The following is a 22,130-nucleotide window of genomic DNA, read 5'->3' as shown; positions in this document are numbered from 1 at the left end:
GGTGCCGGTCGCTTGATGGGCCGCCCGATGGACCAACGCCTCACCCTGAAACTTGATCCTGACCAGCGTCGATACGTCTGGCTGCCCAAGAACGGCAAAACAGTCGAATCACTGATGGTCAGCGAATCAGGGATGTACGCCCTTCTGGTGCACCATTTCGTCCCGGAAAACCGAAACCTGCGCCAGTGGTTGAGCAACGTAGTCATCCCAATGCTGCGTGAATCGAAAGCAGCATCTGTGGATAACTTTCCAAGCCTGAGTTCGTTGCAGTGGGCCGGGATCTCGGTGCCGCTGCTGCATTGGCAGCATCAGGCCTGGGTCAAGTGGCGGGACATGCCTGATCTGATGCAGGTACAACGACCTTTCCCGATCATGGGCACTTGCAGTTGAAGGCGGGATGAAAAAATGAAAAAGGGGCAGACTTCACAGTCCGCCCCTTTGGTTAGTCAGCTCTCCAAATCTCCCGGTCTCACCCCAAAGCATCAATCCTCACCTCGCAACATCAGTTGCCTGCCTAATGTCAGTCGATTAAGAAAATCTCAGCAGATACACGCTCCTTGTAGCAGCTGGCGAAGCCTGCGTCCGGCTGCGCAGCAGACGTGAAATCAGCTTGCGCGGTGCTTCAGGAAGACCGTGTGCTCAGGTGTTACGACTGCTGCGCAGCCGGACGCAGGCTTCGCCAGCTGCTACAGACCGCGTTGGTATCAGGTCTCCTACCGCGCTTAGGATTGGCCACGACAACACGTCATAGCCAAATCCCCTCCTCCTCAAAACCGCGAAACACTCCTCATCGCCTCCACCAGATACCGCATCGCAATCTGGTCGCTTTCCGACAGCTCCCGATAGCGCTCCAACAACTTCATCTCGTCCGAGCTGACCCGACGCCTTCGGCGCGCAGTGCTCAGGCAAGGTAGGATTCCCAGCAACTGAGTGATGCCTTGTACTTTCGCCATGGACGATGTCCTTCTATAAGCCCGAGAAAACTTCAAAAACCGCATCGCCCTCTCCTTTTTGTAGTCGCCGGCCTGAAGGGCAGGGTCGGTCATGAACACAGAATAGGAACTATCACGGCGGTGAAAAGCGATTTTTAGAGTAATTAGTCGAAAAAAGCAGAAATGCCCTATAAATCAGAAAGCACTGTCAGAAAACTTAACCGACATTTCTTGTTTCATTGCCGCGAAGCCAAAGTGCTACCAATCATTTTTTCTACACAACCGAACGGTTTAAGCTATTTGTTATCTGTTTAATGTCCGTTGCGTTTGGCCGAAGGCATGTCCGAACCTTTATTTTTGATCCAGCACGTGCCAGGAACGGCGCGGGATTGTTCACGACAGGTTGAACTTATGCACCGCAGGAATTTGCTCAAAGCATCCATGGCCATCGCCGCCTACACCGGTTTATCAGCCACCGGCCTGCTGGCTTCGCGGGCCTGGGCCGGTACCGGCGCGGCAGATGGCGAGGCTCAGGCATTCGATTTCGAAGCGCTGAAGATCCAGGCCAAGCAGCTCGCCGGCAATCGCTATCAGGACACCAAGCAGGTGTTGCCGCCGACCCTGGCGACCATGACGCCGCAGAACTTCAACGCGATCCGCTACGACGGCAACCACTCGCTCTGGCATGACCTCAAGGGTCAGCTGGATGTGCAGTTCTTCCATGTGGGCATGGGGTTCAAGCAGCCGGTGCGCATGTACAGCGTCGACCCCAAGACGCGTCAGGCGCGGGAAGTGCATTTCCGCCCTTCCCTGTTCAACTATGAAAAAACCACGGTCGACACCAAACAGCTCACGGGCGACCTGGGGTTCTCCGGGTTCAAGCTGTTCAAGGCCCCGGAGCTGGACCGGCACGACGTACTGTCCTTCCTCGGCGCCAGCTATTTCCGCGCGGTCGATGCCTCAGGGCAGTACGGTCTGTCGGCACGCGGGCTGGCGATCGATACCTATGCCAAGAAGCGTGAAGAATTCCCGGATTTCACCAAGTTCTGGTTCGAGACCCCGGACAAAAACAGCACCCGCTTCGTGGTCTATGCCCTGCTGGATTCGCCGAGCGCCACCGGTGCCTACCGTTTCGACATCGACTGCCAGGCCAGCCAGGTTGTCATGGCCATCGATGCCCACATCAATGCCCGCACTGCCATCGAACAACTGGGCATCGCGCCGATGACCAGCATGTTCAGCTGCGGCACCCATGAACGGCGCATGTGCGACACGATTCACCCGCAAATCCACGACTCTGATCGCCTGGCCATGTGGCGCGGCAACGGCGAGTGGATCTGCCGCCCGCTGAACAACCCGGCCACCCTGCAATTCAACGCTTTCGCCGACACCGACCCGAAAGGTTTCGGTCTGGTGCAGACCGATCATGAGTTCGACAGCTATCAAGACACCGTCGACTGGTACAGCAAGCGTCCGAGCCTGTGGGTAGAACCTACGACCGCGTGGGGCGAAGGCTCTATCGATCTGTTGGAAATTCCTACGACGGGCGAAACCCTGGATAACATCGTCGCGTTCTGGACGCCGAAGAAACCGGTCGCGGCCGGCGACTCACTGAACTACGGCTACAAGCTGTACTGGAGCGCACTGCCACCGGTCGGCACACCGTTGGCGAGGGTCAACGCCACTCGTTCGGGCATGGGCGGCTTCATCGAAGGCTGGGCACCTGGCGAGCATTACCCGGAAGTCTGGGCTCGACGGTTTGCCGTGGACTTCACCGGAGGCGGTCTGGATCGCTTGCCTGAAGGCACGGGGATCGAGCCGGTGGTCACGTGCTCGAACGGGCAGGTCAAGGATTTCAACGTGCTGGTGCTCGATGACATCAAGGGCTACCGGATTACCTTTGACTGGTACCCGACCAATGACAGCGTGGAGCCGGTGGAGCTGCGGCTGTTCATTCGCACCAATGACCGGACGTTGAGTGAAACCTGGTTGTACCAGTATTTCCCGCCGGCGCCTGAGAAGCGCAAGTACACCTGAGGGTAATTGGTTGTCTGGGCGGGCCTCTTCGCGGGCAAGCCCGCTCCCACAAGGATCGGCGGTGTCGCACAAAATGAGTGAACTCCACTACACCCCTGTGGGAGCGGGCTTGCCCGCGAAGACGGCCGAACAGGCAACAAACACTCCTGCACAGAAACGCAAAAGCCCCGATCACAACGACCGGGGCTTTTTGGTTTTACCGCCTCAATCAGTCGCGCAAATCCGACTCATGAATCGGCTGCTCACGATGGGTAGCCCGATGATACTGCGCCGGCCAGATGGCCTTGCGTCCACCCAGGTCATCATCGGCATGCAGCGGCCAGTACGGATCACGCAACAGCTCGCGGGCCAGAAAGATGATGTCAGCCTGACAGGTGCGCAGAATGTGCTCAGCCTGCGCCGGCTCGGTAATCATTCCTACCGTGCCGGTGGCAATGCCTGACTCTTTGCGTACACGTTCAGCGAAGCGGGTCTGATAACCGGGACCTGTAGGAATCTCGGCGTTGACCGCCGTACCGCCCGACGAGACGTCAATCAGATCTACGCCCAACGCGTGGAGGCGTCGCGCCAGCTCTACGGTTTCATCCGGGTTCCAGCCGTCTTCCACCCAATCGGTGGCCGACACCCGCACGAACAGCGGTAGCTCTTCAGGCCATACCGCACGCACCGCTTCGGTGACTTGCAGCACCAGCCGGATGCGATTCTCGAACGAGCCACCATATTGATCGCGCCGCTGATTGCTCAGGGGCGAAAGAAACTGATGCAACAAGTAGCCGTGGGCGGCGTGTATTTCCACCACTTTGAAACCGGCGGTCAGCGCTCGCTTGGCCGAAGCGACAAAGGCCTGAATGACCTCGGCAATCTCGCTTTCATCGAGCTGCTTGGGATGGGTGTGCTGCGGGTCGAAAGCAATCGGCGACGGCCCCACCGGCATCCAGCCACCGTCTTCGGGTTTGACGCTGCCATGTTTACCGATCCACGGCCGATGGGTGCTGGCCTTGCGCCCGGCGTGAGCCAACTGAATGCCGGCCACAGCGCCTTGCGCCGCAATGAAGCGCGTGATGCGTTGCAACGGTTCGATCTGTTCATCGTTCCACAGGCCGAGGTCCTCGGCGGTGATGCGCCCGTCGGCCGTGACCGCCGTGGCTTCGGTAAATACCAGGCCGGCGCCGCCGACAGCACGGCTGCCGAGGTGGACGAGGTGCCAGTCATTGGCCAGTCCATCGACGCTGGAGTACTGGCACATCGGCGATACCGCAATGCGGTTGAGCAGGGTCAATTGACGAAGGGTATAGGGTTCAAGCAGCAGACTCATGGGGCACCTCTCGAATCAGTGGGCAGGCTCCAGGGTTCTGTTTGAAAGTCGACGAGTGACAGGAAAAAGGTGCAGCACCCGCCCCCGCGGGCAAAAAATTCGACAAGACGTCACAAGGAGAATCAAGCAGTGCTTAGAGACTAGTCGACATCGGGGGATGAGGGAGGGTTCCGAGGGATTCGGTGTCAGAAAGATCGCTATCGCGAGCAGGCTCACTCCCACAGGGTTTGCGCAAATCCTGTGGGAGTGAGCCTGCCCGCGAAGGGCTTAACGCGGTTCGATGTGGGCAATCATCAACTGCACCGTTTCGTTGCCACGAAACTCGTTGAGGTCGAGTTTGTAGGCCAATTCCACCCACTTGATGGTCGGATTCGGCCAGATGTCGCGGTCGATTCCGAAGGCAATGCCATCCAGTTTTACCGAACCGCATTCACTCTTCAGTACCACTTTGAGGTGCCGCTCGCCGACCACTCGCTGCTCGACCAGCTGGAACACGCCGTGGAACAACGGCTCCGGGAAGTGCTGCCCCCAAGGTCCGGCATGGCGCAGGGCGCGGGCCAGTTCCAGGTGGAATTCCTCGACCGCCAGCGTGCCGTCCGACAACAATCGCCCGGTCAGGTCTTCTTCGCGCAATTGCCTACGCACTTCCGCGTCAAAGGCTTCGGCGAACAACGGAAAATTCGCTTCCGGCAGCGTCAGGCCGGCGGCCATCGCATGGCCACCATATTTGCTGATCAAATTCGGATGCTGCGCCGCCACCACGCTCAATGCGTCGCGAATATGAAAACCCTGAACCGAACGTCCCGAGCCCTTGAGCAAACCATCGCCGGCATCGGCAAAGGCAATGGTCGGACGGAAATAGCGATCTTTCATACGCGATGCAAGGATTCCGATGACACCTTGGTGCCACTCGGGATCGAACAGGCACAGGCCGAACGGCATCGACTCGACCGGCAAATCCTTGAGTTGAGCCAGCGCTTCACGCTGCATGCCCTGCTCAATGGATTTGCGGTCCTGGTTCATGCCGTCGAGTTGTGCGGCCATTTCACGTGCCAGACCAGCGTCTTCGGTGAGCAGGCATTCGATGCCCAGGCTCATGTCATCCAGCCGCCCCGCCGCGTTCAGACGCGGACCAACAATGAAACCCAGGTCGGTAGAGGTGATGCGCGTGTGATCACGTTTGGCGACCTCGAGGATCGCCTTGATCCCCGGCCGCGCACGCCCGGCGCGAATCCGCTCCAGGCCTTGGTGCACCAGAATCCGGTTGTTGGCATCCAGCGGTACCACGTCGGCGACGCTGCCAAGAGCCACAAGGTCCAGCAACTCGCCGATGTTCGGCTGCGGCTTGCTCTCGTACCAACCGAGGCTACGCAAACGCGCGCGCAGGGCCATCAGTACATAGAAAATCACCCCGACGCCGGCCAGCGCCTTGCTCGCAAACTCGCAACCCGGCTGATTCGGATTGACGATGGCATCGGCCAGCGGCAACGCGTCACCGGGCAAGTGGTGGTCGGTGACCAGCACTTGGAGCCCGGCCTTTTTCGCCGCCGCCACGCCTTCAACGCTGGAGATCCCGTTGTCCACAGTGATCAGCAACTGGGGTGTACGGGTCAGCGCCACTTCGACGATTTCCGGCGTCAGGCCGTAGCCATACTCAAACCGGTTCGGCACCAAATAGTCGACGTGCGCCGCGCCCAGCAGGCGCAAGCCCAACATGCCCACGGTGCTGGCCGTCGCGCCATCGGCGTCGAAGTCACCGACGATCAGAATCCGCTGACGCTGCTCGAGCGCCGTCACCAGCAAATCCACCGCGGCATCGATGCCTTTGAGTTGCTGGAACGGAATCAGCCGCGCCAGGCTCTTGTCCAGTTCAGCCTCGGACAGCACGCCCCGCGCCGCGTACAGACGGGTCAGCAGTGGCGGCAGATCACCGAGGAATGGCAGGGTATCGGGCAACAGGCGAGGTTCGATGCGCATGGGGTGACAGGTGCTTCTCTTGGAGACGTAGGACAAAACCGGATAACGCGGACCAGCAGCGAATAATCAGCCGCGTTCGCCGCTCAGCCACTGCAACTGGACTTCGTGCTGACCACGGTCGTCGGTGACGAAAATCGTTCCTTCGCTGATCATCACGTCCCACTTGATAACCCGGGGCATGTCTTTGGCCAGGGTTTCCAGCACTTCCTGCGGAACTGCAGCGATGTGCACGTTTTTCAGGTTTTTGATCGCCGGGATCACTTTGGTCTCCCAGACGCGCAGGCTGCCGTAGGCCAGCAGGCTGGTGCGCTCGGTGCGACGCGAGCACCAGGTCAGGCGATCGGCGTCTGGCTGGCCGACTTCGATCCAGTGCAGGACGCGGTCGTCCAGGCTCTTTTCCCACAGGGCAGGTTCGTCCACGTCTGACAGACCGCGACCGAACGACAACTGCTCGTTGTACCAAAAGGCGTAGGCCAGCAGCCGCACGGTCATACGCTCTTCGGTCTCCGAAGGGTGACGGGCGATGGTCTGCTTCACGCTCTCGTACACGCTGCGGTCGAGGTCGGTAAGGTTCAGTTCAAACTTGTAGGTCGTGGACGGCTGGGCCATGAACGGGCTTCTTGATACGGGGAAAGGCGGCAAGTCTAACCGATGCGGTAGGCAATCCACGAATTGAAGGCGATCAACCTTGGTCGTCTGACGTTCGGCTATGTTAAAACCCTGTCTTCGCTCAACCTTTGTCCTACAGGATCCAGCATGCCGCTCACCGGAAAACCGCTCTCAGGGCTGAAAGTCATTGAATTGGGTACGTTGATCGCCGGGCCGTTTGCCTCGCGCATTTGCGGCGAGTTCGGTGCCGAGGTGATCAAAATCGAGTCCCCCGATGGCGGCGATCCGTTGCGCAAATGGCGAAAACTGTATGAAGGCACCTCGCTGTGGTGGTTCGTCCAGGCGCGCAACAAGAAATCCCTGACCCTGAACCTCAAACACCCCGACGGGCTGGCGATTCTGAAAAAACTGCTCAGCGAAGCGGACATCCTGATCGAGAACTTTCGCCCTGGCGTGCTGGAAAAGCTCGGCCTGGGCTGGGAAGTCTTGCACGCACTGAACCCGAAACTGGTGATGGTGCGTCTCTCGGGTTTCGGTCAGACCGGGCCGATGAAGGATCAGCCAGGCTTTGGCGCCGTCGGTGAATCCATGGGCGGCTTGCGCTACATCACCGGGTTCGAAGACCGACCACCGGTGCGCACCGGGATTTCCATCGGCGACTCTATTGCCGCGCTCTGGGGTGTGATCGGCGCATTGATGGCCCTGCGTCATCGCGAGGTCAACGGTGGCCTTGGCCAAGTGGTGGATGTGGCGCTGTATGAAGCGATCTTCGCCATGATGGAAAGCATGGTCCCGGAATTCGACGTGTTCGGTTTCATCCGCGAACGCACCGGCAACATCATGCCGGGCATCACGCCCTCGTCGATCCACACCAGTGCCGACGGCAAACATGTGCAGATCGGCGCCAATGGCGACGCGATCTTCAAGCGTTTCATGCTGGTCATTGGACGCGAGGATCTGGCCAACGACCCTGCGCTGGCCAGCAACGACGGACGCGATAACCGTCGCGACGAGATTTATGGGGTGATTGATCGCTGGGCCAACTCGCTGCCGCTGGACACCCTCATCGAGCAGTTGAATCAGGCCGACGTACCGGCCAGCCGGATCTTCAGTGCCGAGGACATGTTCAGTGATCCGCAGTACCTGGCCAGGGAAATGTTCCTCAAGGCCAAGTTGCCGGACGGCAAAGATTTCAAGATGCCGGGAATCGTGCCGAAACTCTCAGAGACACCCGGAACATCGGAATGGGTCGGGCCGCAGTTGGGCGAACACAATGCGCAGGTACTCAACGATCTTGGTTATGACAAGGAACAGATCGCAAAGCTGCGTGAAGACGGGGCCATCTAAGCTGGGCTGCCTGCTGGCGCGCCCCATCAACCACTGCCTGTTGCGCGGCGGGCGAGCATTGTGCGCGTTTGCGTTTTTCTTGCTGCTCGCTGGCCAGGCTCAGCCAACGTTGGCGCAACCAAAAGAAACCCTGGTCTGGTTACTGCGCGACCTTCCACCGCTGATGATTTTCGAGGGTTCGAAAAAGGGCCAGGGAGTCATCGATCAGCTATTACCCATGCTGATCGCCCGCATGCCGCAATACGAACACACCCTGATGCGAGTCAATCGCGCTCGCGGCTTGCAAATGCTCCACGAGCCCTCCCTCACGTGCGATGCGGCGCTGAACTGGAGCAAGGAGCGCGCTGGCTGGATCGCGTTTTCCATTCCGGTCTTTCGCGCCATGAGTAACGGCCTGGCAGTGCGGCGCATCGATCGGGAGGTGCTGACGCCCTTTATCAAGGACGGCGAAGTGGACCTGGCGGCCCTGTTGGCCAGTGGCCGAGAGAAACTGGGCATTATTGCCGAGCGCAATTACGGCGAATATCTCGACGCACTGCTCAAACAAGCGCCAGCCAATTCACTGACTCTCCATTACGGAAACGATGCGTTGGGCAGCCTGTTGCAAATGCAACGCCTGGGGCGCTTGCGGATGCTATTGGGATACCGCTCGGAGATCCGCTACCAGGCCCAGCAGCAAGGGATCGCGGAAGATGAATTGCAGTTCTACCCGATTCGCGGCACGGGCAAATACCTGTCCGGTTACATCGGCTGTACTGACACCCCTCAGGGCCGGCAGGCGATCATCGAAATCAACCAGCTGTTGCGCACCCTGCCCCACGATCACTTGAGCGAGGCATATGCCGCCTGGCTGGACCCCGAAAGCCGCAGCGACTACCTGGAAGCCAGCCGGGTATTTTTCCTGCAGCAGGCCGAGCAATGACAAATCGCAGACAAAAAGAAACCCCGAGAAGTGGGGAGACGACTCGGGGTTAAACGTGGCCTACATAAAGACCAGTGGCAGCAAGCTACAAGCACCGGAGCACAATGCTCGATCCTGCTGTTACAAGGTCTGACTGACCTGAGCGAAGGAAGGTTCCCACAAAAAACAATTCAATTTCGGTTGGCCAGGATCTTGTCCTGGGCAGCATTGCGCAACGCCGCGATGACACAGGGCTCCAGCCTGCCTTCGGCGATCAGCACGTCGCGATGCAATCCGTCGACGACATCCGTCAGCAGACGCTTGCTGGTCAGCTGGGCCTGATTGAACGCCCGTTCGACCACGATCGCGCCGGTCGCATTTTTCAGTGTCACCAGGCATTCGCCATGGGTTCCCGACGGGGTCAACGTTACCTGATACGGGCTCAGAGCTTCACCGAGCAATAGACTGATACTTTCCATCTCGATCACCACTCAATAGTCCGAAAACAAAGTGCCAGAGGCGTTCCTACAGTAAATGACCACGGGCTCGAGAAGAAAGTTCTGGATACCGACTGCTGGTGAACCTGCGCTGCGGGTCAATAGAGCATGCACGGCCAAGATGACAGATAAAAAACAACCGCGTCATGCCTGCTGCTTGCGCTTGCCGATATCGGTCCATCCTCCCAGCAGGCCCCGCAATTGTCCGTCGGCACCGTAAAAAGGCACCGTCCACTGATAGATATGCCTGACGCCGTTGTTGAACTTCAATTGACGCTCACTGAAGCGCGTCTTGCGCGTACCGAGCTGGGCCATGAACTCTGCGTGCAGCAGTTCAGCGGTCTCTTTGGGCAAGACGTCCAGTTCAATCAACTGTCGTCCCTGAACCTGGTCGAAACGGGTCGATAAGCCCTCCTCATAACTTTTGTTGCACATGATCAAACGCCCCTCCAGATCGCGAACAAACATCGGATCGGGCATGGCGTCCATCAACGCGTGCTGGAAGGCGAGTTGATCACTCAGACTTTTTTCGGCATCCAGGCGCTGCTGGATCAATATCGTGAGCCGTCGGTTCCAGAGCAGGGACAACAAGCCGAACAGACTGACGATAAACATTCCCCAGCAGCCCCACTCGGCGAGTCGATGCCAGGTGCCGGGCACCTTGACGGGGACAATCCCATTGAGCCATTTCAGGCGCATGGCGCGCAGTTCGGCAGGATCAAGCGCCTCAAGCGCCTTGTTGAGGATGCTCGACAGCTGAGGTTGACCTTTGCGAACGGCCAGGTGGTCCGCCTCCCATTTGCCCTCCACCGTATACCCGACCTTGAGTTGCCCGGACGGATAGAGGTGGGCTCCGGTTTCGTTTTCGATGGTGGCATAGGCCTCGCCGCTCTCGACCAGCGCCCGGGCCTCCGCGTAGGTTTTGACCGAGCGCAGCTCGATGTCCGAATAGTCGCGGCGAATCGTAGCCTCCAGCGCATGCCGGGTCGGCAACACCAGAACCCTTCCCGACAGCTGCTTCAGGGATTGCACCTCTGGCGCTCCGGCCCGCCCGACGAACACCCAGCCAGCACCACCGAACGCATGACTGAAATCCAGAAACATCTTGCGTTCGTCATTCATCGCCAGCGTCGTACTCATGTCCGCCGCACCACTTTCCAGGCGCCCGAGCAACTGATCGGTGGAAAACGATTCTTCGTGAACAAACCGCAACCCCGTCATCGCGCTGATGCGGTTGAGCAGATCATTGTTCAAGCCATTCCATTGGCCGTGCTTATCCTTGAACAGGTACAACGGATATTGCACCGAGGCGACGACGACATTTGAATGCTCGGCAATCCATTTCAACTCCTGAGCATCCAGCTCGATCCTTGGGCCAGCAACCAATCCTTTAGTATCAGTTGCCGCCAATTGCGACGCGCTCCCCGATTGAGCAAAGCCCAGGGTGCCGAGTAAAAAAAACATCCAGCACGCGGCTGGTTTTAACCCTCTGAAAAACAGCATTGCCACTTCCTTCGTGATCAACTCGCCCGTCCTTCATAGGGCGAAAACCCAGCAAGTGTGACATGCAGAAATGAGAAAGCCCGTCAGGAGACGGGCTTCAAAATGTGACAGATTTAATTGGTTACAGAGGCTTGCCGCGGTTGCCATGCTTGCTGACAAAGGCCTGCACGGCTTTCAAGTCATTTGGCAGCACGGTGCAGCGCTCATCTCGCTCAAACAAATCAGAAAGATGTGCAGGTAGTTCGAGTGCTTTTCCTACACCTGCTTTTTCCACTGCGTCGGGGAATTTGACCGGATGCGCCGTACCGAGGATCACCATCGGGATATCCAGGTTGCGACGGCACTCGCGCGCTGCCTTCACGCCGATGGCAGTGTGCGGATCCAGCAGTTCACCGGTTTGCTCGAAAACCTCGGCAATGGTTTCGCAAGTTTGAGCGTCGTCCACGGCCAGCGAATCGAACAGTTTGCGAGCCTCGGTCCAGCGTTCCTGTTCGACACTGAAACCGCCACCTTGCTTGAAGGTGTCCATCAACCCGGCGATCGCTGCGCCATTGCGACCGTGCAGGTCGAACAGCAGGCGTTCGAAGTTGGACGACACCATGATGTCCATCGACGGCGACAGCGTGGCGTGCAGGGTGTCCTTGACGTACTGATTGCCGCTCATGAAGCGGTGCAGGATGTCGTTGCGATTGGTAGCGACGATCAACTGGTTGATCGGCAGGCCCATGTTGCGCGCCAGGTAACCGGCGAAAATGTCGCCGAAGTTGCCGGTCGGCACCGAGAACGATACCGAACGTGCCGGGCCGCCCAACTGCAGGGCTGCATGGAAGTAGTAAACGATCTGGGCCATGATTCGCGCCCAGTTGATCGAGTTCACGGCCACCAGACGCGTGCCTTTGAGGAAACTCTGGTCGGCGAAGCTGGCCTTGACCATTTCCTGGCAGTCATCGAAGTTGCCTTCGATGGCGATGTTATGGATGTTCTCGCCGAAGATGGTGGTCATCTGGCGACGCTGCACTTCGGACACACGGTTGTGCGGGTGCAGGATGAAGATGTCGACGTTTTCGCAATGCTTGCAGCCTTCGATGGCGGCCGAACCGGTGTCGCCGGAGGTGGCGCCGACAATCACTACGCGCTCACCCCGTTTTTCCAGCACGTAGTCGAGCAGACGACCCAGCAGCTGCAAGGCGAAGTCTTTGAACGCGAGGGTCGGGCCGTGGAACAGCTCCAGCACCCATTCGTTACCGTTCAGCTGACGCAATGGTGCCACGGCGTTGTGGGAAAACACGCCGTAGGTTTCTTCGAGGATCTTTTTGAAATCGGCATCCGGGATGCTGCCGGTGACGAACGGGCGCATCACCCGGAAAGCCAGCTCGTGATACGGCAGGCCGGCCCACGAAGCGATTTCTTCCTGGGTGAAACGTGGCAGGTTTTCCGGGACGTACAGACCACCGTCCGTGGCCAGACCGGCCAGCAGGACGTCTTCGAAATTCAGGGCCGGTGCCTGGCCGCGGGTACTGATATAACGCATGACTGGCTCCAATAGACAGTGTTCGCAAACCCGGGCCCGCAGGCGAGCCCGGTGAACGATAACGGCTTAGTTCAGGTGCTCGACGCGGATCCGTACGACCGGACCGACTACGCCCGCCAAGGCTTCCAGGGCGGCGATCGCGTCGTTCATGTGCTGTTCCAGCACGCGGTGAGTCAGCAGGATCATCGGCACCAGGCCGTCGTGTTCTTCGACTTCCTTCTGCATGATCGATTCGATGTTGATGCCGCGTTCCGACAGGATGCTCGCCACCTGCGCCAACACGCCCGGATGATCCTTGGCCTGGATGCGCAGGTAATAGGAGCTTTCGCAGGCCTCGATCGGCAGGATCGGGTGGGCCGACAGCGAATCCGGCTGAAAGGCCAGGTGCGGTACGCGGTTTTCCGGGTCGGACGTCATGGCGCGAACCACGTCCACCAGGTCGGCGATCACCGACGAAGCGGTCGGCTCCATGCCAGCGCCAGCGCCGTAGAACAGGGTCGAACCGGCAGCATCACCGTTGACCATCACTGCGTTCATCACGCCGTTGACATTGGCGATCAGGCGGTCGGCCGGGATCAGCGTCGGATGCACACGCAGTTCGATGCCGGCCGCGGTGCTGCGCGCCACGCCCAGGTGCTTGATGCGATAGCCCAGCGCTTCGGCGTAGTTCACGTCAGCGGTGGTCAGCTTGGTGATGCCTTCGGTGTAGGCCTTGTCGAATTGCAGCGGAATACCGAACGCAATGGACGCCAGGATCGTCAGCTTGTGGGCCGCGTCGATGCCTTCAACGTCGAAGGTCGGATCGGCCTCGGCGTAACCCAGGGCCTGTGCCTCGGCGAGTACGTCTTCGAAGGTGCGGCCCTTCTCACGCATTTCAGTGAGGATGAAGTTACCGGTGCCGTTGATGATGCCGGCGACCCAGTTGATGCGGTTGGCCGACAGGCCTTCACGGATCGCTTTGATCACCGGGATGCCACCGGCCACGGCGGCTTCGAACGCCACAATCACGCCCTTCTCCCGGGCCTTGGCGAAAATTTCATTACCGTGAACGGCGATCAATGCCTTGTTCGCGGTCACCACATGTTTTCCGTTCTCGATCGCTTTGAGTACCAGCTCGCGGGCAACGGTGTAGCCGCCCATCAGCTCTATGACGATGTCGATCTCAGGGTTCGTGGCCACTTCGAAGACATCGTTGGTAATCGCAATACCGGTCGTCTGGAACTGAGGCTTTGGCGTGCGCATGGCAATTTGTGCCACTTCGATTCCACGCCCGGCACGACGAGAAATTTCCTCGGCGTTACGCTGAAGTACGTTGAAGGTACCGCCACCGACGGTCCCTAACCCACAGATGCCTACTTTGACCGGTTTCACTGTGAACTCCCCATAAAACGGCCGACTCAAGGCCGGCCGTGAAAACAACCGCATACTCGCGGCTCTCTATTAATGGCTCGGCGAACGCTGCCGTCGAACCATGATCGTCAATGGCTGACCGTGACGATGCGAATTTATTTCGCGTCCAGCGCCAGTTTGGCGACTTGTGGCGCTGGCTGGTAGCCCGGAATGACCTGGCCGTCGGCCAAAACGATGGCCGGTGTACCGTTCACGCCAATCGACTGGCCGAGGGCGAACTGCTTGGAAACCGGGTTATCGCACTTGGCGGCCTTGATTTCCTTGCCGTCGACCATCTTGTCCATCGCCGCTTTCTTGTCTTTGGAGCACCAGACCGCTTGCAGCTGCTCATCACCCGGCGAGCCCAGGCCCTGGCGCGGGAACGCAACATAACGCACTTCGATGCCGCGCTTGTTCAGCTCAGGCACTTCAGCGTGCAACTTGTGGCAGTACGGGCAGGTGGTGTCGGTGAACACGGTGATGTGCGATTTGGTTTCGCCGATCGCGGGGTAGACCACGGTTTCCGCGACTGGAATGGCGTTGACCAGTTTGGACACGCCCAGGCGTTCGGTCTTCTCGGTCAGGTTGACCGGTTTGCCGTCCTTGAGCTGGAACATATAACCCTGAACGACGTACTGGCCATCGGCGCTGGCATAGAGTACGCGGCTGCCCTTGAGCTTGACTTCGTACAGGCCCGGCAGCGGGCTGGCGGAGATGCTTTCTACCGGCACTTCGAGCTGGAGGTTTTCCAGGCTTTTACGAATGGCTTTGTCGGCCGCGTCATCGGCGACGGCAAAGGTGCTGACCAACGCAATGGCTGCGGCGGCGAAAATCTGGGTCAGACGCATGAGAACTCCTGAAGGCGGACAAATGGGACGATCAGAACGCCCGTGCCGAAACACCGGGTCATAAACGCCCATCGTGCAAACCGGCAAAGCCTACCACATAAGGCCCCTGTGGCCGAATGCGCCTGATGCAGGACATCTCGCTCACGATGCACGACGCCTTTATGTAGCAGCTGGCGAAGCCTGCGTTCGGCTGCGAAGCAGTCGTAAACCCTGAAGCTCGCGGTTTAACTGAAACACTGCGGTGTTTGATTTCACGACTGCTGCGCAGCCGAACGCAGGCTCCGCCAGCTGCTACAAGGGTTGTGTTCATCCGCGCGGGTGATGTTTGGCGTGCAGGTCCTGCAAGCGGGCGCGGGCGACGTGGGTGTAGATCTGCGTGGTCGACAGATCGCTGTGGCCGAGCAGCATTTGCACCACCCGCAGGTCGGCGCCGTGGTTGAGCAAGTGGGTGGCAAAGGCATGACGCAGGGTATGCGGCGACAGCGACTTGCCGATCCCGGCAACCTTGGCCTGGTGCTTGATGCGATACCAGAAGGTTTGCCGCGTCATCTGCTCGCCGCGCTGGCTGGGGAACATGACATCGCTGGGACGCCCGCCAAGCAGCTCCTGGCGGCCATCGCGCAGGTAACGCTCGACCCAGACAATCGCCTCTTCGCCCATCGGCACCAGCCGCTCCTTGCTGCCCTTGCCCATCACTCGCAGCACGCCTTGGCGCAGGTTGACCTGCTCCAGCGTCAGGCTGATCAGTTCCGTCACGCGCAAGCCGCAGGCATAAAGCACTTCGAGCATGGCGCGGTCGCGTTGGCCGATGGCTTCGCTCAAATCCGGAGCCTTCAACAGCGCTTCTACGTCTGCTTCCGACAGGGATTTGGGCAATGGCCTACCGAGTTGAGGCATATCGACCCGCAACGTGGGGTCGACCGCGATCAACTTTTCCCGCAGCAGATAACGATAAAAGCCGCGCACACCCGAGAGAAACCTCGCGGTGGAACGGGGCTTGTAATTTTGCTCCAGACGCCAGGCCAGGTGATCGAGGATCAACTCGCGTCCGGCGTTGATCAGCTCCAGGTTTTTTTCCTGCAGCCAGCCGTTGAACAGAGCAAGGTCGCTGCGATAGGCATCGCGGGTGTTATCGGAAAGACCTTTCTCCAGCCACAGCGCGTCGAGAAACTGGTCTATCAAAGGATGATCGATGGCGGGCATAAAGGCTCAGGCAAGACCGACAGTACGGTCAGGGAAGATAAATCGCAGGCAACAAAAAAGCAGCCCGTAGGCTGCTTTTTTCTGCATCGGAAGCTGGACTTAAGCCAGTTTTTCCTTGATGCGAGCTGCTTTACCGGACAGGTCACGCAGGTAGTACAGCTTGGCTTTACGTACGTCACCGCGACGTTTAACGGCCATGCTGTCGATTTGCGGGCTGTAGGTCTGGAAAGTACGCTCTACGCCAACACCGTTGGAGATTTTACGAACGGTGAAAGCACTGTTTACGCCGCGGTTACGCTTGGCGATAACAACACCTTCGAACGCTTGCAGACGCGAACGGTCGCCTTCCTTCACTTTCACCTGAACGACAATGGTGTCGCCCGGGGCAAAGGTAGGGATCTCTTTGGTCATCTGCTCTGCTTCGAGTGCAAGGATGATTTTGTTAGTCATGCTGTGCTCCTAAGGTAAATCGTCGGATCTACCATCGATACGTTGTTAACTATCGTCCCGCTCGCGGATGTATTCCTCGAGCAGCTTCTTCTCTTCTCCAGAAAGCGAGCGGCTTTCCAGAAGATCGGCGCGTCGTTCAAAGGTCCTACCAAGGGACTGCTGTAAACGCCAACGCCGGATATGCGCGTGATTGCCACTTAGCAATACGTCGGGAACACGCTGATCCGCATACACCTCCGGTCGGGTGTAGTGCGGGCAATCCAGCAAACCATCCGTAAAGGAATCTTCCTCGGCGGAGTCCGCATGCCCTAAAGCTCCAGGCAGCAGTCGTGTAACCGCATCGATCAGGACCATCGCCGGCAGCTCGCCGCCAGACAGTACATAGTCGCCAATCGACCACTCTTCATCGACATGAGCATCAATAAAACGCTCGTCAATGCCTTCATAGCGGCCGGCAATCAGGATCAATGCATCCAGATTCGCCAACTCGCGTACCGCCGACTGAGTCAGTTGACGGCCTTGGGGGGACAGGTAAATCACCTTCGCCGCCTCCCCGGCTGCTGCCTTGGCCTGAACCAACGCATCTTCCAGGGGCTTGATCTTCATCACCATGCCCGGACCACCGCCAAATGGGCGATCGTCCACAGTGTGATGTCGATCCGTCGTGTAGTCTCGCGGATTCCAACAGGTGAGCTGCAAGAGCCCCTGTTTCACCGCACGACTGGTGATGCCGTACTCGCTGATGGCGGAAAACATCTCGGGAAACAAACTGATCACTTCTACGCGCAAGTTAGCCACGCTTAGAAGTCCGCATCCCATTCCACCTTCATCTCGCCTGCGGCAAGGTCGACAGCCAACACGCATTGCTCCGTATAGGGCAACAGGCGTTCGCGATCATCCAGGCTGCCAGCGCAAGGCTTGACCACCATTACATCATTGGCGCCGGTTTCCAGAAGATGATCGATTTTCCCGAGCAATTGCCCGAGTTGATCAATGACCTTCAGACCTTCCAGCTGGTACCAGTAGTACTCGCCGTCGGTCAATTCAGGGAACAGGTTGCGCGGCACGCAGATCTCATAACCGGCCAGAAGACGCGCTTCTTCACGATCATCGAGACCCTTGAGCTTTGCGACCAGGAACTTGTCGTTCCCGCGTCCGCTGACCAGCTCGACCTGTTTCACATTGCCTTCGCGCTTGAGCGTCCAGGTTTTGTACTGCAACAGGTTTTCAGTCGGATCAGTAAAGGAATACACCTTCACTTCGCCGCGAACGCCATGAACCGAGTAAATTTTGCCGATAACGATCAAATCATCAGCAACAGCTGGCGTCGCGTTCATATTGCTCAGGCCGCAGCCTTAGCCGCGTCTTTCAGCAACTGAGCAACACGCTCGGAAGGCTGTGCACCAACGCTCAGCCAGTAGGCTACGCGCTCTTGGTTCACGGACAGACGGACTTCTTGACCACGAGCAACAGGGTTGAAGAAACCAACCTGTTCCTTGTGCGAACCGTCGCGCGGGTTGCGGCTGTCGGTTACGGTCAAGTGGTAAAACGGGCGCTTTTTGGAGCCGCCAAGGGCAAGACGGATTGTTAGCATGTGAACATCGTTCCTGTAGTCGGTGCTGCAAATCTAAAGGCACAGCGGGCATAGGTGCCCGAAAGGCCGCATATTCTAAGGAATATCCGGACTTTTGCAAATGTCTTTTTCCGGCGGTCTTTCGGCCGCCATCAAGATTTGCTATAGAGCCGTCGTTGAAAACGGCCAGTCAGCTCCCGCCAAGTGCGGGTTTGCTGGAGATCCCACTTCCGTGTGGGAGGTGCAAGGGCAAGCCCTTGCGTAAATTATTTACATTCTTGGCATGCCGCCGCCGGGCAACATACCGCCCATGCCGCGCATCATTTTGGCCATTCCGCCTTTTGCGGAGAACTTCTTCATCATCTTCTGCATCTGCTTGTGCTGCTTGATCAAGCGACCGATGTCCTGCACCTGAGTGCCGGAACCCATGGCGATCCGGCGTTTGCGCGAACCGCTGATCATCTCAGGGTCGCGGCGCTCGGCCGGGGTCATGGAATTGATGATGGCTTCCATCTGCTTGAATTGTTTCTCTGCCGCACCCTGGGCGTTACCCATCTGCGCCAGGTTCATACCGCCCATGTTTGGCAGTTTGTCCATGAGGCCGCCGAGGCCGCCCATGTTTTTCATCTGTTGCAGCTGATCGCGGAAGTCTTCGAGGTCGAAGCCCTTGCCCTTCTTCAGCTTCTTGGCCAGTTTGTCGGCCTTGTCCTTGTCGAGGGTCTGTTCGGCCTGCTCGATCAGGCTGAGCACATCGCCCATCCCGAGGATGCGCGAAGCGATACGCTCCGGGTGGAACGGCTCGAGCGCGTCGCTCTTCTCGCCCATACCGATGAACTTGATCGGCTTGCCGGTGATTGCGCGCACCGACAGTGCAGCACCGCCACGGGCATCACCGTCGACCTTGGTCAGGATCACACCGGTCAGCGGCAGCGCGTCGCCAAAGGCCTTGGCCGTGTTGGCGGCGTCCTGGCCGGTCATGGCGTCGACCACGAACAGCGTTTCGACCGGGTTGATCGCGGCATGCAACGCCTTGATCTCGCCCATCATCTCTTCATCGATGTGCAGGCGACCGGCGGTATCGACGATGACCACGTCGATGAATTTCAGTTTTGCTTCTTTAATAGCCGCTTGCGCGATGTCGACCGGCTTCTGGCTCAGGTCGGACGGGAAGAAGGTTACGCCGACTTCACCCGCGAGCATTTCCAGCTGCTTGATCGCCGCCGGACGGTAAACGTCCGCCGACACGACCATGACCGACTTCTTCTTGCGCTCTTTGAGGAAGCGCGCGAGTTTGCCGGCGGTGGTGGTTTTACCCGCGCCCTGCAAACCGGCCATCAGCACGACGGCCGGAGGAACGGCGCTCAGGTTCAAGTCTTCGTTGGCCGCGCCCATCAGGCTTTCGAGTTCGGCCTGGACGATCTTCACGAAGGCCTGGCCCGGCGTCAGGCTGCGCGACACCTCGGTGCCGACGGCGCGTTCCTTGACCGAATTGACGAAGTCCTTGACGACCGGCAGGGCGACGTCAGCTTCGAGCAACGCCATGCGCACTTCGCGCAGGGTGTCTTTGATGTTGTCTTCGGTCAGCTTGGCCTTGCCGGTGACATGGCGCAGCGTCTGCGAGAGACGGTCGGTTAAGTTTTCAAACATTGCGCGATCCTTTCAGGCCCTGTGTAGACCGGGATAATGGCGGCCCAGACCGGAATAAACATGTGCTCGGCGAGCCTGCGGCGTGGGCAGGTCGCGGATTATAGCGAAGACTGCGTCTGGCGGACACCTCGTCGTCAGCTTGTATGGTCTTTCGTGCTGTAGGGGTTCTATGCCAAACTCAGCGCCTTTCGGGCTTGCCTAACAGGATTTATGCTCCCCTTGTCACCCAGTTTGCTAGTTACCCTCGCCGCCGCCTGCTTATACGCCGCTGCGACCCTCTATCAGGGCACTCGCCTGGCCACCGGTGCCAAGGCGAACAAACGCCTGCTGGTCACGCTCGGCGTGCTCGCCGTGCTGGCTCATAGCGCCAGCCTGTTCACCCACCTGCTGACACCGATTGGCCTGGGCCTGGATTTTTTCAGCGCCGCCAGCCTGATTGCCGCCGCGGTGATTGCCCTGACGCTGTTGGCCTGCTCACGGATCCCGGTGGAAAACCTGCTTATATTGCTGTTCCCGCTCGGCGCCGCCACCGTACTGCTCGCACAGCTCGCCCCCGCCGGCACCGTGCAGATCATCGACGAAGAGCCGGGCATCCTCGCCCATATCCTGCTGTCGATCCTCGCCTACGGCATGTTCACCATTGCGGTGTTCCAGGCGTTGCTGCTACTGGTTCAAGACCATCAGCTCAAGCACAAACACCCGTCCGGCCTGATCAAGAACTTCCCGCCGCTGCAAACCATGGAAAGCCTGCTGTTCGGTTTCCTCTGGGCCGGCTGGACCCTGCTGTCGCTGTCGCTGATTTCCGGCTGGCTGTTCGTGGACAATCTTTTCGCCCAGCACCTGGTGCACAAAACCTTGCTGGCCTGCCTGGCCTGGATCGTTTTCAGCGTGTTGCTATGGGGGCGCAATCGCCTCGGCTGGCGCGGACACAAGGCCATTCGCTGGACCCTCGCCGGTTTCTGCCTGCTGATGCTGGCCTATTTCGGCAGTAAACTGGTCCGTGAATACATCCTGCATATCTGACGGGCGGCATTAATGGACGACTTGCCCATAGGGCCGATGCTCGCGGTAATGGCCCTGCTGATTTTATGGTCGGGGCTGTTTACCGCCATCGAAGCGGCGCAACAGCACTTGCTCGCCCAGCGAACCGCTTCGCGTTCGAGCGACAAACCTGTGGCAAAGCTGAGCTTTTCGCTCAATAGCCTGATCCTCTGCAACACCTTGTGCCGCGCACTGGTGGTAGTCATCAGCACCTTGCTGGCGATTTTCACTTGGGCGGAAAACGGTCCATGGGTCGCCTGCCTGGGGGCTGGCACTGTGCTTCTGGTGTTCGCCGACTACCTGCCGCGCACCCTCGCCGCCCGTTATCCGGACGCCGTCCTGGCCCTGGGCAACACCTTGCTTGGCGCGCCACTGAAAATCATCTATCCCGCCGCCTGGCTGCTCAATGGCATCAGCCAGCTGCTGATGCGACCGTTCGCCCGCAAAGTCAAAGTGGTGCAGCAGAGCGAAGACGAGACCCCGAATGATCGGCACGACGATCACGAACACGCCGCCTGCCGCCCGCATCCGCTGTCAGGCATCCATGCGCTGGACAACATCACGGTCAACGACATTCTGGTGCCACGCAGTGACGTCGACGGGGTCAATCTGGATGACTCCCTCGAGGAGATCATCGAGCAGCTTCGCGCCAATAAACGCACGCGCCTGCCGGTTTTCCACAGCGACATCAATCAGGTCGAGGCGGTACTCAATACCCGGCAGATCCGTCATCTGCTGCCCGACGCCAGCCTGACCCGTGAAGCACTGCTGGCAGCGTGTCACGACCCCTACTTCGTGCCGGAAAGCACACCGTTGCAATTGCAGCTGCTGAATTTCCACAAACAACAGCGACGCCTGGGCATGGTGGTCGACGAGTACGGTGAAGTGCTTGGCATCGTGACCCTGGAAGACATTCTCGAAGAAATCGTCGGCGAGTTCGAAAGCCAGCACAGCCTGGATAACCCGCATATCCACCCACAGGCCGATGGCCGCCTGGTGATCGAAGGTGCAGCGTCGATTCGCGAACTGAACAAGAGCCTGGGCTGGCACTTGCCGAGCGACGGCCCGAAAACCCTCAACGGGTTGGTGACCGAGGCCCTGGAGACGATTCCGGACAGTGCGGTATGCCTGAAGATCGGGCGTTATCGGCTGGAGATTCTGGAGACTGAAGACAATCGCGTCACGCGGGTTTTGATCTGGCATACCAGCTCAGTTCCAGCAGTTATTTGAACCCTGCCCCCAACCTGTGGCGAGGGAGCCATCGCCAGTCCTTGACCCCTTGTTCGATCGTTAGCCTCCTTCCTATAATCCCCCCCAGCTTACCCAAGCC

At 58.9% G+C, this 22,130-nt stretch carries 20 protein-coding genes and 1 pseudogene; 6 read left to right on the top strand and 15 right to left on the bottom strand.

The genetic code is table 11. From position 1 onward, the window contains the following. Positions 1–6: 6 nt before the first annotated feature. Positions 7–390: pseudogene (locus AC3WP4_RS18435) on the top strand (BRO-N domain-containing protein); the annotation flags it as partial. A gap of 377 nt (positions 391–767) precedes the next feature. Here AC3WP4_RS18435 and AC3WP4_RS18430 read toward each other — a convergent pair. Beyond that, a complete protein-coding gene (locus AC3WP4_RS18430) occupies positions 768–953 on the bottom strand; it encodes a hypothetical protein (protein ID WP_102615612.1) in 186 nt (61 codons plus the stop codon). Positions 954–1,343: 390 nt separating this feature from the next. Between AC3WP4_RS18430 and AC3WP4_RS18425 the strand changes: the two genes are divergently transcribed. Further along, the gene (locus AC3WP4_RS18425) at positions 1,344–2,969 is read left to right on the top strand and encodes a glucan biosynthesis protein D (protein ID WP_102615608.1); all 1,626 of its coding nucleotides are present in this window, start codon (positions 1,344–1,346) and stop codon (positions 2,967–2,969) included. A gap of 208 nt (positions 2,970–3,177) precedes the next feature. On the opposite strand, the gene AC3WP4_RS18420 is transcribed toward AC3WP4_RS18425, so the two are convergent. From AC3WP4_RS18420 to AC3WP4_RS18410, 3 genes are all read right to left on the bottom strand, one after another. Next, positions 3,178–4,284: an NADH:flavin oxidoreductase/NADH oxidase gene (locus tag AC3WP4_RS18420; protein WP_074879864.1), complete on the bottom strand. Its 1,107-nt coding sequence runs from the start codon at positions 4,282–4,284 to the stop codon at positions 3,178–3,180. A 267-nt stretch (positions 4,285–4,551) separates the two neighbouring features. Further along, entirely contained in the window at positions 4,552–6,261 is a 1,710-nt protein-coding gene (recJ, locus tag AC3WP4_RS18415; RefSeq protein ID WP_102615609.1) for a single-stranded-DNA-specific exonuclease RecJ, read from the bottom strand. A 66-nt stretch (positions 6,262–6,327) separates the two neighbouring features. Continuing rightward, positions 6,328–6,870 (bottom strand): YaeQ family protein, encoded by a 543-nt coding sequence (locus tag AC3WP4_RS18410; RefSeq protein ID WP_007897614.1) that lies wholly within the window; start codon positions 6,868–6,870, stop codon positions 6,328–6,330. Between the two features lie 147 nt (positions 6,871–7,017). Between AC3WP4_RS18410 and AC3WP4_RS18405 the strand changes: the two genes are divergently transcribed. Together AC3WP4_RS18405 and AC3WP4_RS18400 are read left to right on the top strand one after the other, a co-directional pair. Next, a complete protein-coding gene (locus AC3WP4_RS18405) occupies positions 7,018–8,217 on the top strand; it encodes a CaiB/BaiF CoA transferase family protein (RefSeq protein WP_074879869.1) in 1,200 nt (399 codons plus the stop codon). Beyond that, positions 8,171–9,139: a TIGR02285 family protein gene (locus AC3WP4_RS18400; RefSeq protein ID WP_074879872.1), complete on the top strand. Its 969-nt coding sequence runs from the start codon at positions 8,171–8,173 to the stop codon at positions 9,137–9,139. Before AC3WP4_RS18405 ends, AC3WP4_RS18400 begins: the two co-directional genes overlap by 47 nt. Positions 9,140–9,309: 170 nt before the next feature. On the opposite strand, the gene AC3WP4_RS18395 is transcribed toward AC3WP4_RS18400, so the two are convergent. From AC3WP4_RS18395 to ffh, 11 genes are all read right to left on the bottom strand, one after another. Next, positions 9,310–9,597: a DUF3509 domain-containing protein gene (locus AC3WP4_RS18395; protein WP_033056390.1), complete on the bottom strand. Its 288-nt coding sequence runs from the start codon at positions 9,595–9,597 to the stop codon at positions 9,310–9,312. 162 nt (positions 9,598–9,759) lie between these two features. Continuing rightward, a complete protein-coding gene (locus AC3WP4_RS18390) occupies positions 9,760–11,118 on the bottom strand; it encodes a transporter substrate-binding domain-containing protein (protein WP_074879875.1) in 1,359 nt (452 codons plus the stop codon). A 121-nt stretch (positions 11,119–11,239) separates the two neighbouring features. Then, a complete protein-coding gene (gene thrC, locus AC3WP4_RS18385) occupies positions 11,240–12,649 on the bottom strand; it encodes a threonine synthase (RefSeq protein ID WP_074879878.1) in 1,410 nt (469 codons plus the stop codon). Between the two features lie 66 nt (positions 12,650–12,715). Beyond that, a complete protein-coding gene (locus AC3WP4_RS18380; RefSeq protein ID WP_074880855.1) occupies positions 12,716–14,020 on the bottom strand; it encodes a homoserine dehydrogenase in 1,305 nt (434 codons plus the stop codon). 134 nt (positions 14,021–14,154) lie between these two features. Next, positions 14,155–14,886: a bifunctional protein-disulfide isomerase/oxidoreductase DsbC gene (gene dsbC / locus AC3WP4_RS18375; RefSeq protein ID WP_074879881.1), complete on the bottom strand. Its 732-nt coding sequence runs from the start codon at positions 14,884–14,886 to the stop codon at positions 14,155–14,157. Between the two features lie 306 nt (positions 14,887–15,192). Beyond that, complete coding sequence (gene xerD / locus AC3WP4_RS18370; RefSeq protein ID WP_102615610.1) at positions 15,193–16,089, bottom strand: site-specific tyrosine recombinase XerD; 897 nt, start codon at positions 16,087–16,089, stop codon at positions 15,193–15,195. Positions 16,090–16,188: 99 nt separating this feature from the next. Then, positions 16,189–16,539, bottom strand: coding sequence for a 50S ribosomal protein L19 (gene rplS / locus AC3WP4_RS18365; protein WP_003175895.1), 351 nt, complete (start codon positions 16,537–16,539; stop codon positions 16,189–16,191). Between the two features lie 45 nt (positions 16,540–16,584). Next, positions 16,585–17,358 carry a tRNA (guanosine(37)-N1)-methyltransferase TrmD gene (gene trmD, locus AC3WP4_RS18360; RefSeq protein WP_173860472.1) on the bottom strand — a complete coding sequence of 258 codons (774 nt, stop codon included), beginning with the start codon at positions 17,356–17,358 and terminating at the stop codon, positions 16,585–16,587. After that, positions 17,340–17,876, bottom strand: coding sequence for a ribosome maturation factor RimM (rimM, locus tag AC3WP4_RS18355; RefSeq protein WP_008014731.1), 537 nt, complete (start codon positions 17,874–17,876; stop codon positions 17,340–17,342). Before rimM ends, trmD begins: the two co-directional genes overlap by 19 nt. Positions 17,877–17,881: 5 nt before the next feature. Then, positions 17,882–18,133 carry a 30S ribosomal protein S16 gene (rpsP, locus tag AC3WP4_RS18350; protein WP_007944872.1) on the bottom strand — a complete coding sequence of 84 codons (252 nt, stop codon included), beginning with the start codon at positions 18,131–18,133 and terminating at the stop codon, positions 17,882–17,884. Positions 18,134–18,382: 249 nt separating this feature from the next. Further along, on the bottom strand, positions 18,383–19,759 hold the full coding sequence (gene ffh / locus AC3WP4_RS18345) for a signal recognition particle protein (RefSeq protein WP_074879887.1): 1,377 nt from the start codon (positions 19,757–19,759) through the stop codon (positions 18,383–18,385). 210 nt (positions 19,760–19,969) lie between these two features. On the opposite strand from ffh, the gene AC3WP4_RS18340 reads away from it, so the two are divergent. After that, entirely contained in the window at positions 19,970–20,782 is an 813-nt protein-coding gene (locus tag AC3WP4_RS18340) for a cytochrome C assembly family protein (protein WP_074879890.1), read from the top strand. Between the two features lie 12 nt (positions 20,783–20,794). Then, the gene (locus tag AC3WP4_RS18335) at positions 20,795–22,030 is read left to right on the top strand and encodes a transporter associated domain-containing protein (protein ID WP_074879893.1); all 1,236 of its coding nucleotides are present in this window, start codon (positions 20,795–20,797) and stop codon (positions 22,028–22,030) included. The last annotated feature ends 100 nt before the right edge of the window (positions 22,031–22,130 follow it).

The sequence above is a fragment of the Pseudomonas sp. FW305-20 genome, assembly GCF_058788075.1.
Note: the sequence above shows the minus strand (reverse complement) of the source record. Positions and strands in the feature narration are given on the sequence as shown.

Excerpts from the sequence above, each read along its gene's own strand:
- AC3WP4_RS18430 (WP_102615612.1), bottom strand. The coding sequence starts at position 953 with ATGGCGAAAGTACAAGGCATCACTCAGTTGCTGGGAATCCTACCTTGC.
- AC3WP4_RS18425 (WP_102615608.1), top strand. The coding sequence starts at position 1,344 with ATGCACCGCAGGAATTTGCTCAAAGCATCCATGGCCATCGCCGCCTAC.
- AC3WP4_RS18420 (WP_074879864.1), bottom strand. The coding sequence starts at position 4,284 with ATGAGTCTGCTGCTTGAACCCTATACCCTTCGTCAATTGACCCTGCTC.
- recJ (WP_102615609.1), bottom strand. The coding sequence starts at position 6,261 with ATGCGCATCGAACCTCGCCTGTTGCCCGATACCCTGCCATTCCTCGGT.
- AC3WP4_RS18410 (WP_007897614.1), bottom strand. The coding sequence starts at position 6,870 with ATGGCCCAGCCGTCCACGACCTACAAGTTTGAACTGAACCTTACCGAC.
- AC3WP4_RS18405 (WP_074879869.1), top strand. The coding sequence starts at position 7,018 with ATGCCGCTCACCGGAAAACCGCTCTCAGGGCTGAAAGTCATTGAATTG.
- AC3WP4_RS18400 (WP_074879872.1), top strand. The coding sequence starts at position 8,171 with ATGACAAGGAACAGATCGCAAAGCTGCGTGAAGACGGGGCCATCTAAG.
- AC3WP4_RS18395 (WP_033056390.1), bottom strand. The coding sequence starts at position 9,597 with ATGGAAAGTATCAGTCTATTGCTCGGTGAAGCTCTGAGCCCGTATCAG.
- AC3WP4_RS18390 (WP_074879875.1), bottom strand. The coding sequence starts at position 11,118 with ATGCTGTTTTTCAGAGGGTTAAAACCAGCCGCGTGCTGGATGTTTTTT.
- thrC (WP_074879878.1), bottom strand. The coding sequence starts at position 12,649 with ATGCGTTATATCAGTACCCGCGGCCAGGCACCGGCCCTGAATTTCGAA.
- dsbC (WP_074879881.1), bottom strand. The coding sequence starts at position 14,886 with ATGCGTCTGACCCAGATTTTCGCCGCCGCAGCCATTGCGTTGGTCAGC.
- xerD (WP_102615610.1), bottom strand. The coding sequence starts at position 16,089 with ATGCCCGCCATCGATCATCCTTTGATAGACCAGTTTCTCGACGCGCTG.
- rplS (WP_003175895.1), bottom strand. The coding sequence starts at position 16,539 with ATGACTAACAAAATCATCCTTGCACTCGAAGCAGAGCAGATGACCAAA.
- trmD (WP_173860472.1), bottom strand. The coding sequence starts at position 17,358 with ATGGGATGCGGACTTCTAAGCGTGGCTAACTTGCGCGTAGAAGTGATC.
- rimM (WP_008014731.1), bottom strand. The coding sequence starts at position 17,876 with ATGAACGCGACGCCAGCTGTTGCTGATGATTTGATCGTTATCGGCAAA.
- rpsP (WP_007944872.1), bottom strand. The coding sequence starts at position 18,133 with ATGCTAACAATCCGTCTTGCCCTTGGCGGCTCCAAAAAGCGCCCGTTT.
- ffh (WP_074879887.1), bottom strand. The coding sequence starts at position 19,759 with ATGTTTGAAAACTTAACCGACCGTCTCTCGCAGACGCTGCGCCATGTC.
- AC3WP4_RS18340 (WP_074879890.1), top strand. The coding sequence starts at position 19,970 with ATGCTCCCCTTGTCACCCAGTTTGCTAGTTACCCTCGCCGCCGCCTGC.
- AC3WP4_RS18335 (WP_074879893.1), top strand. The coding sequence starts at position 20,795 with ATGGACGACTTGCCCATAGGGCCGATGCTCGCGGTAATGGCCCTGCTG.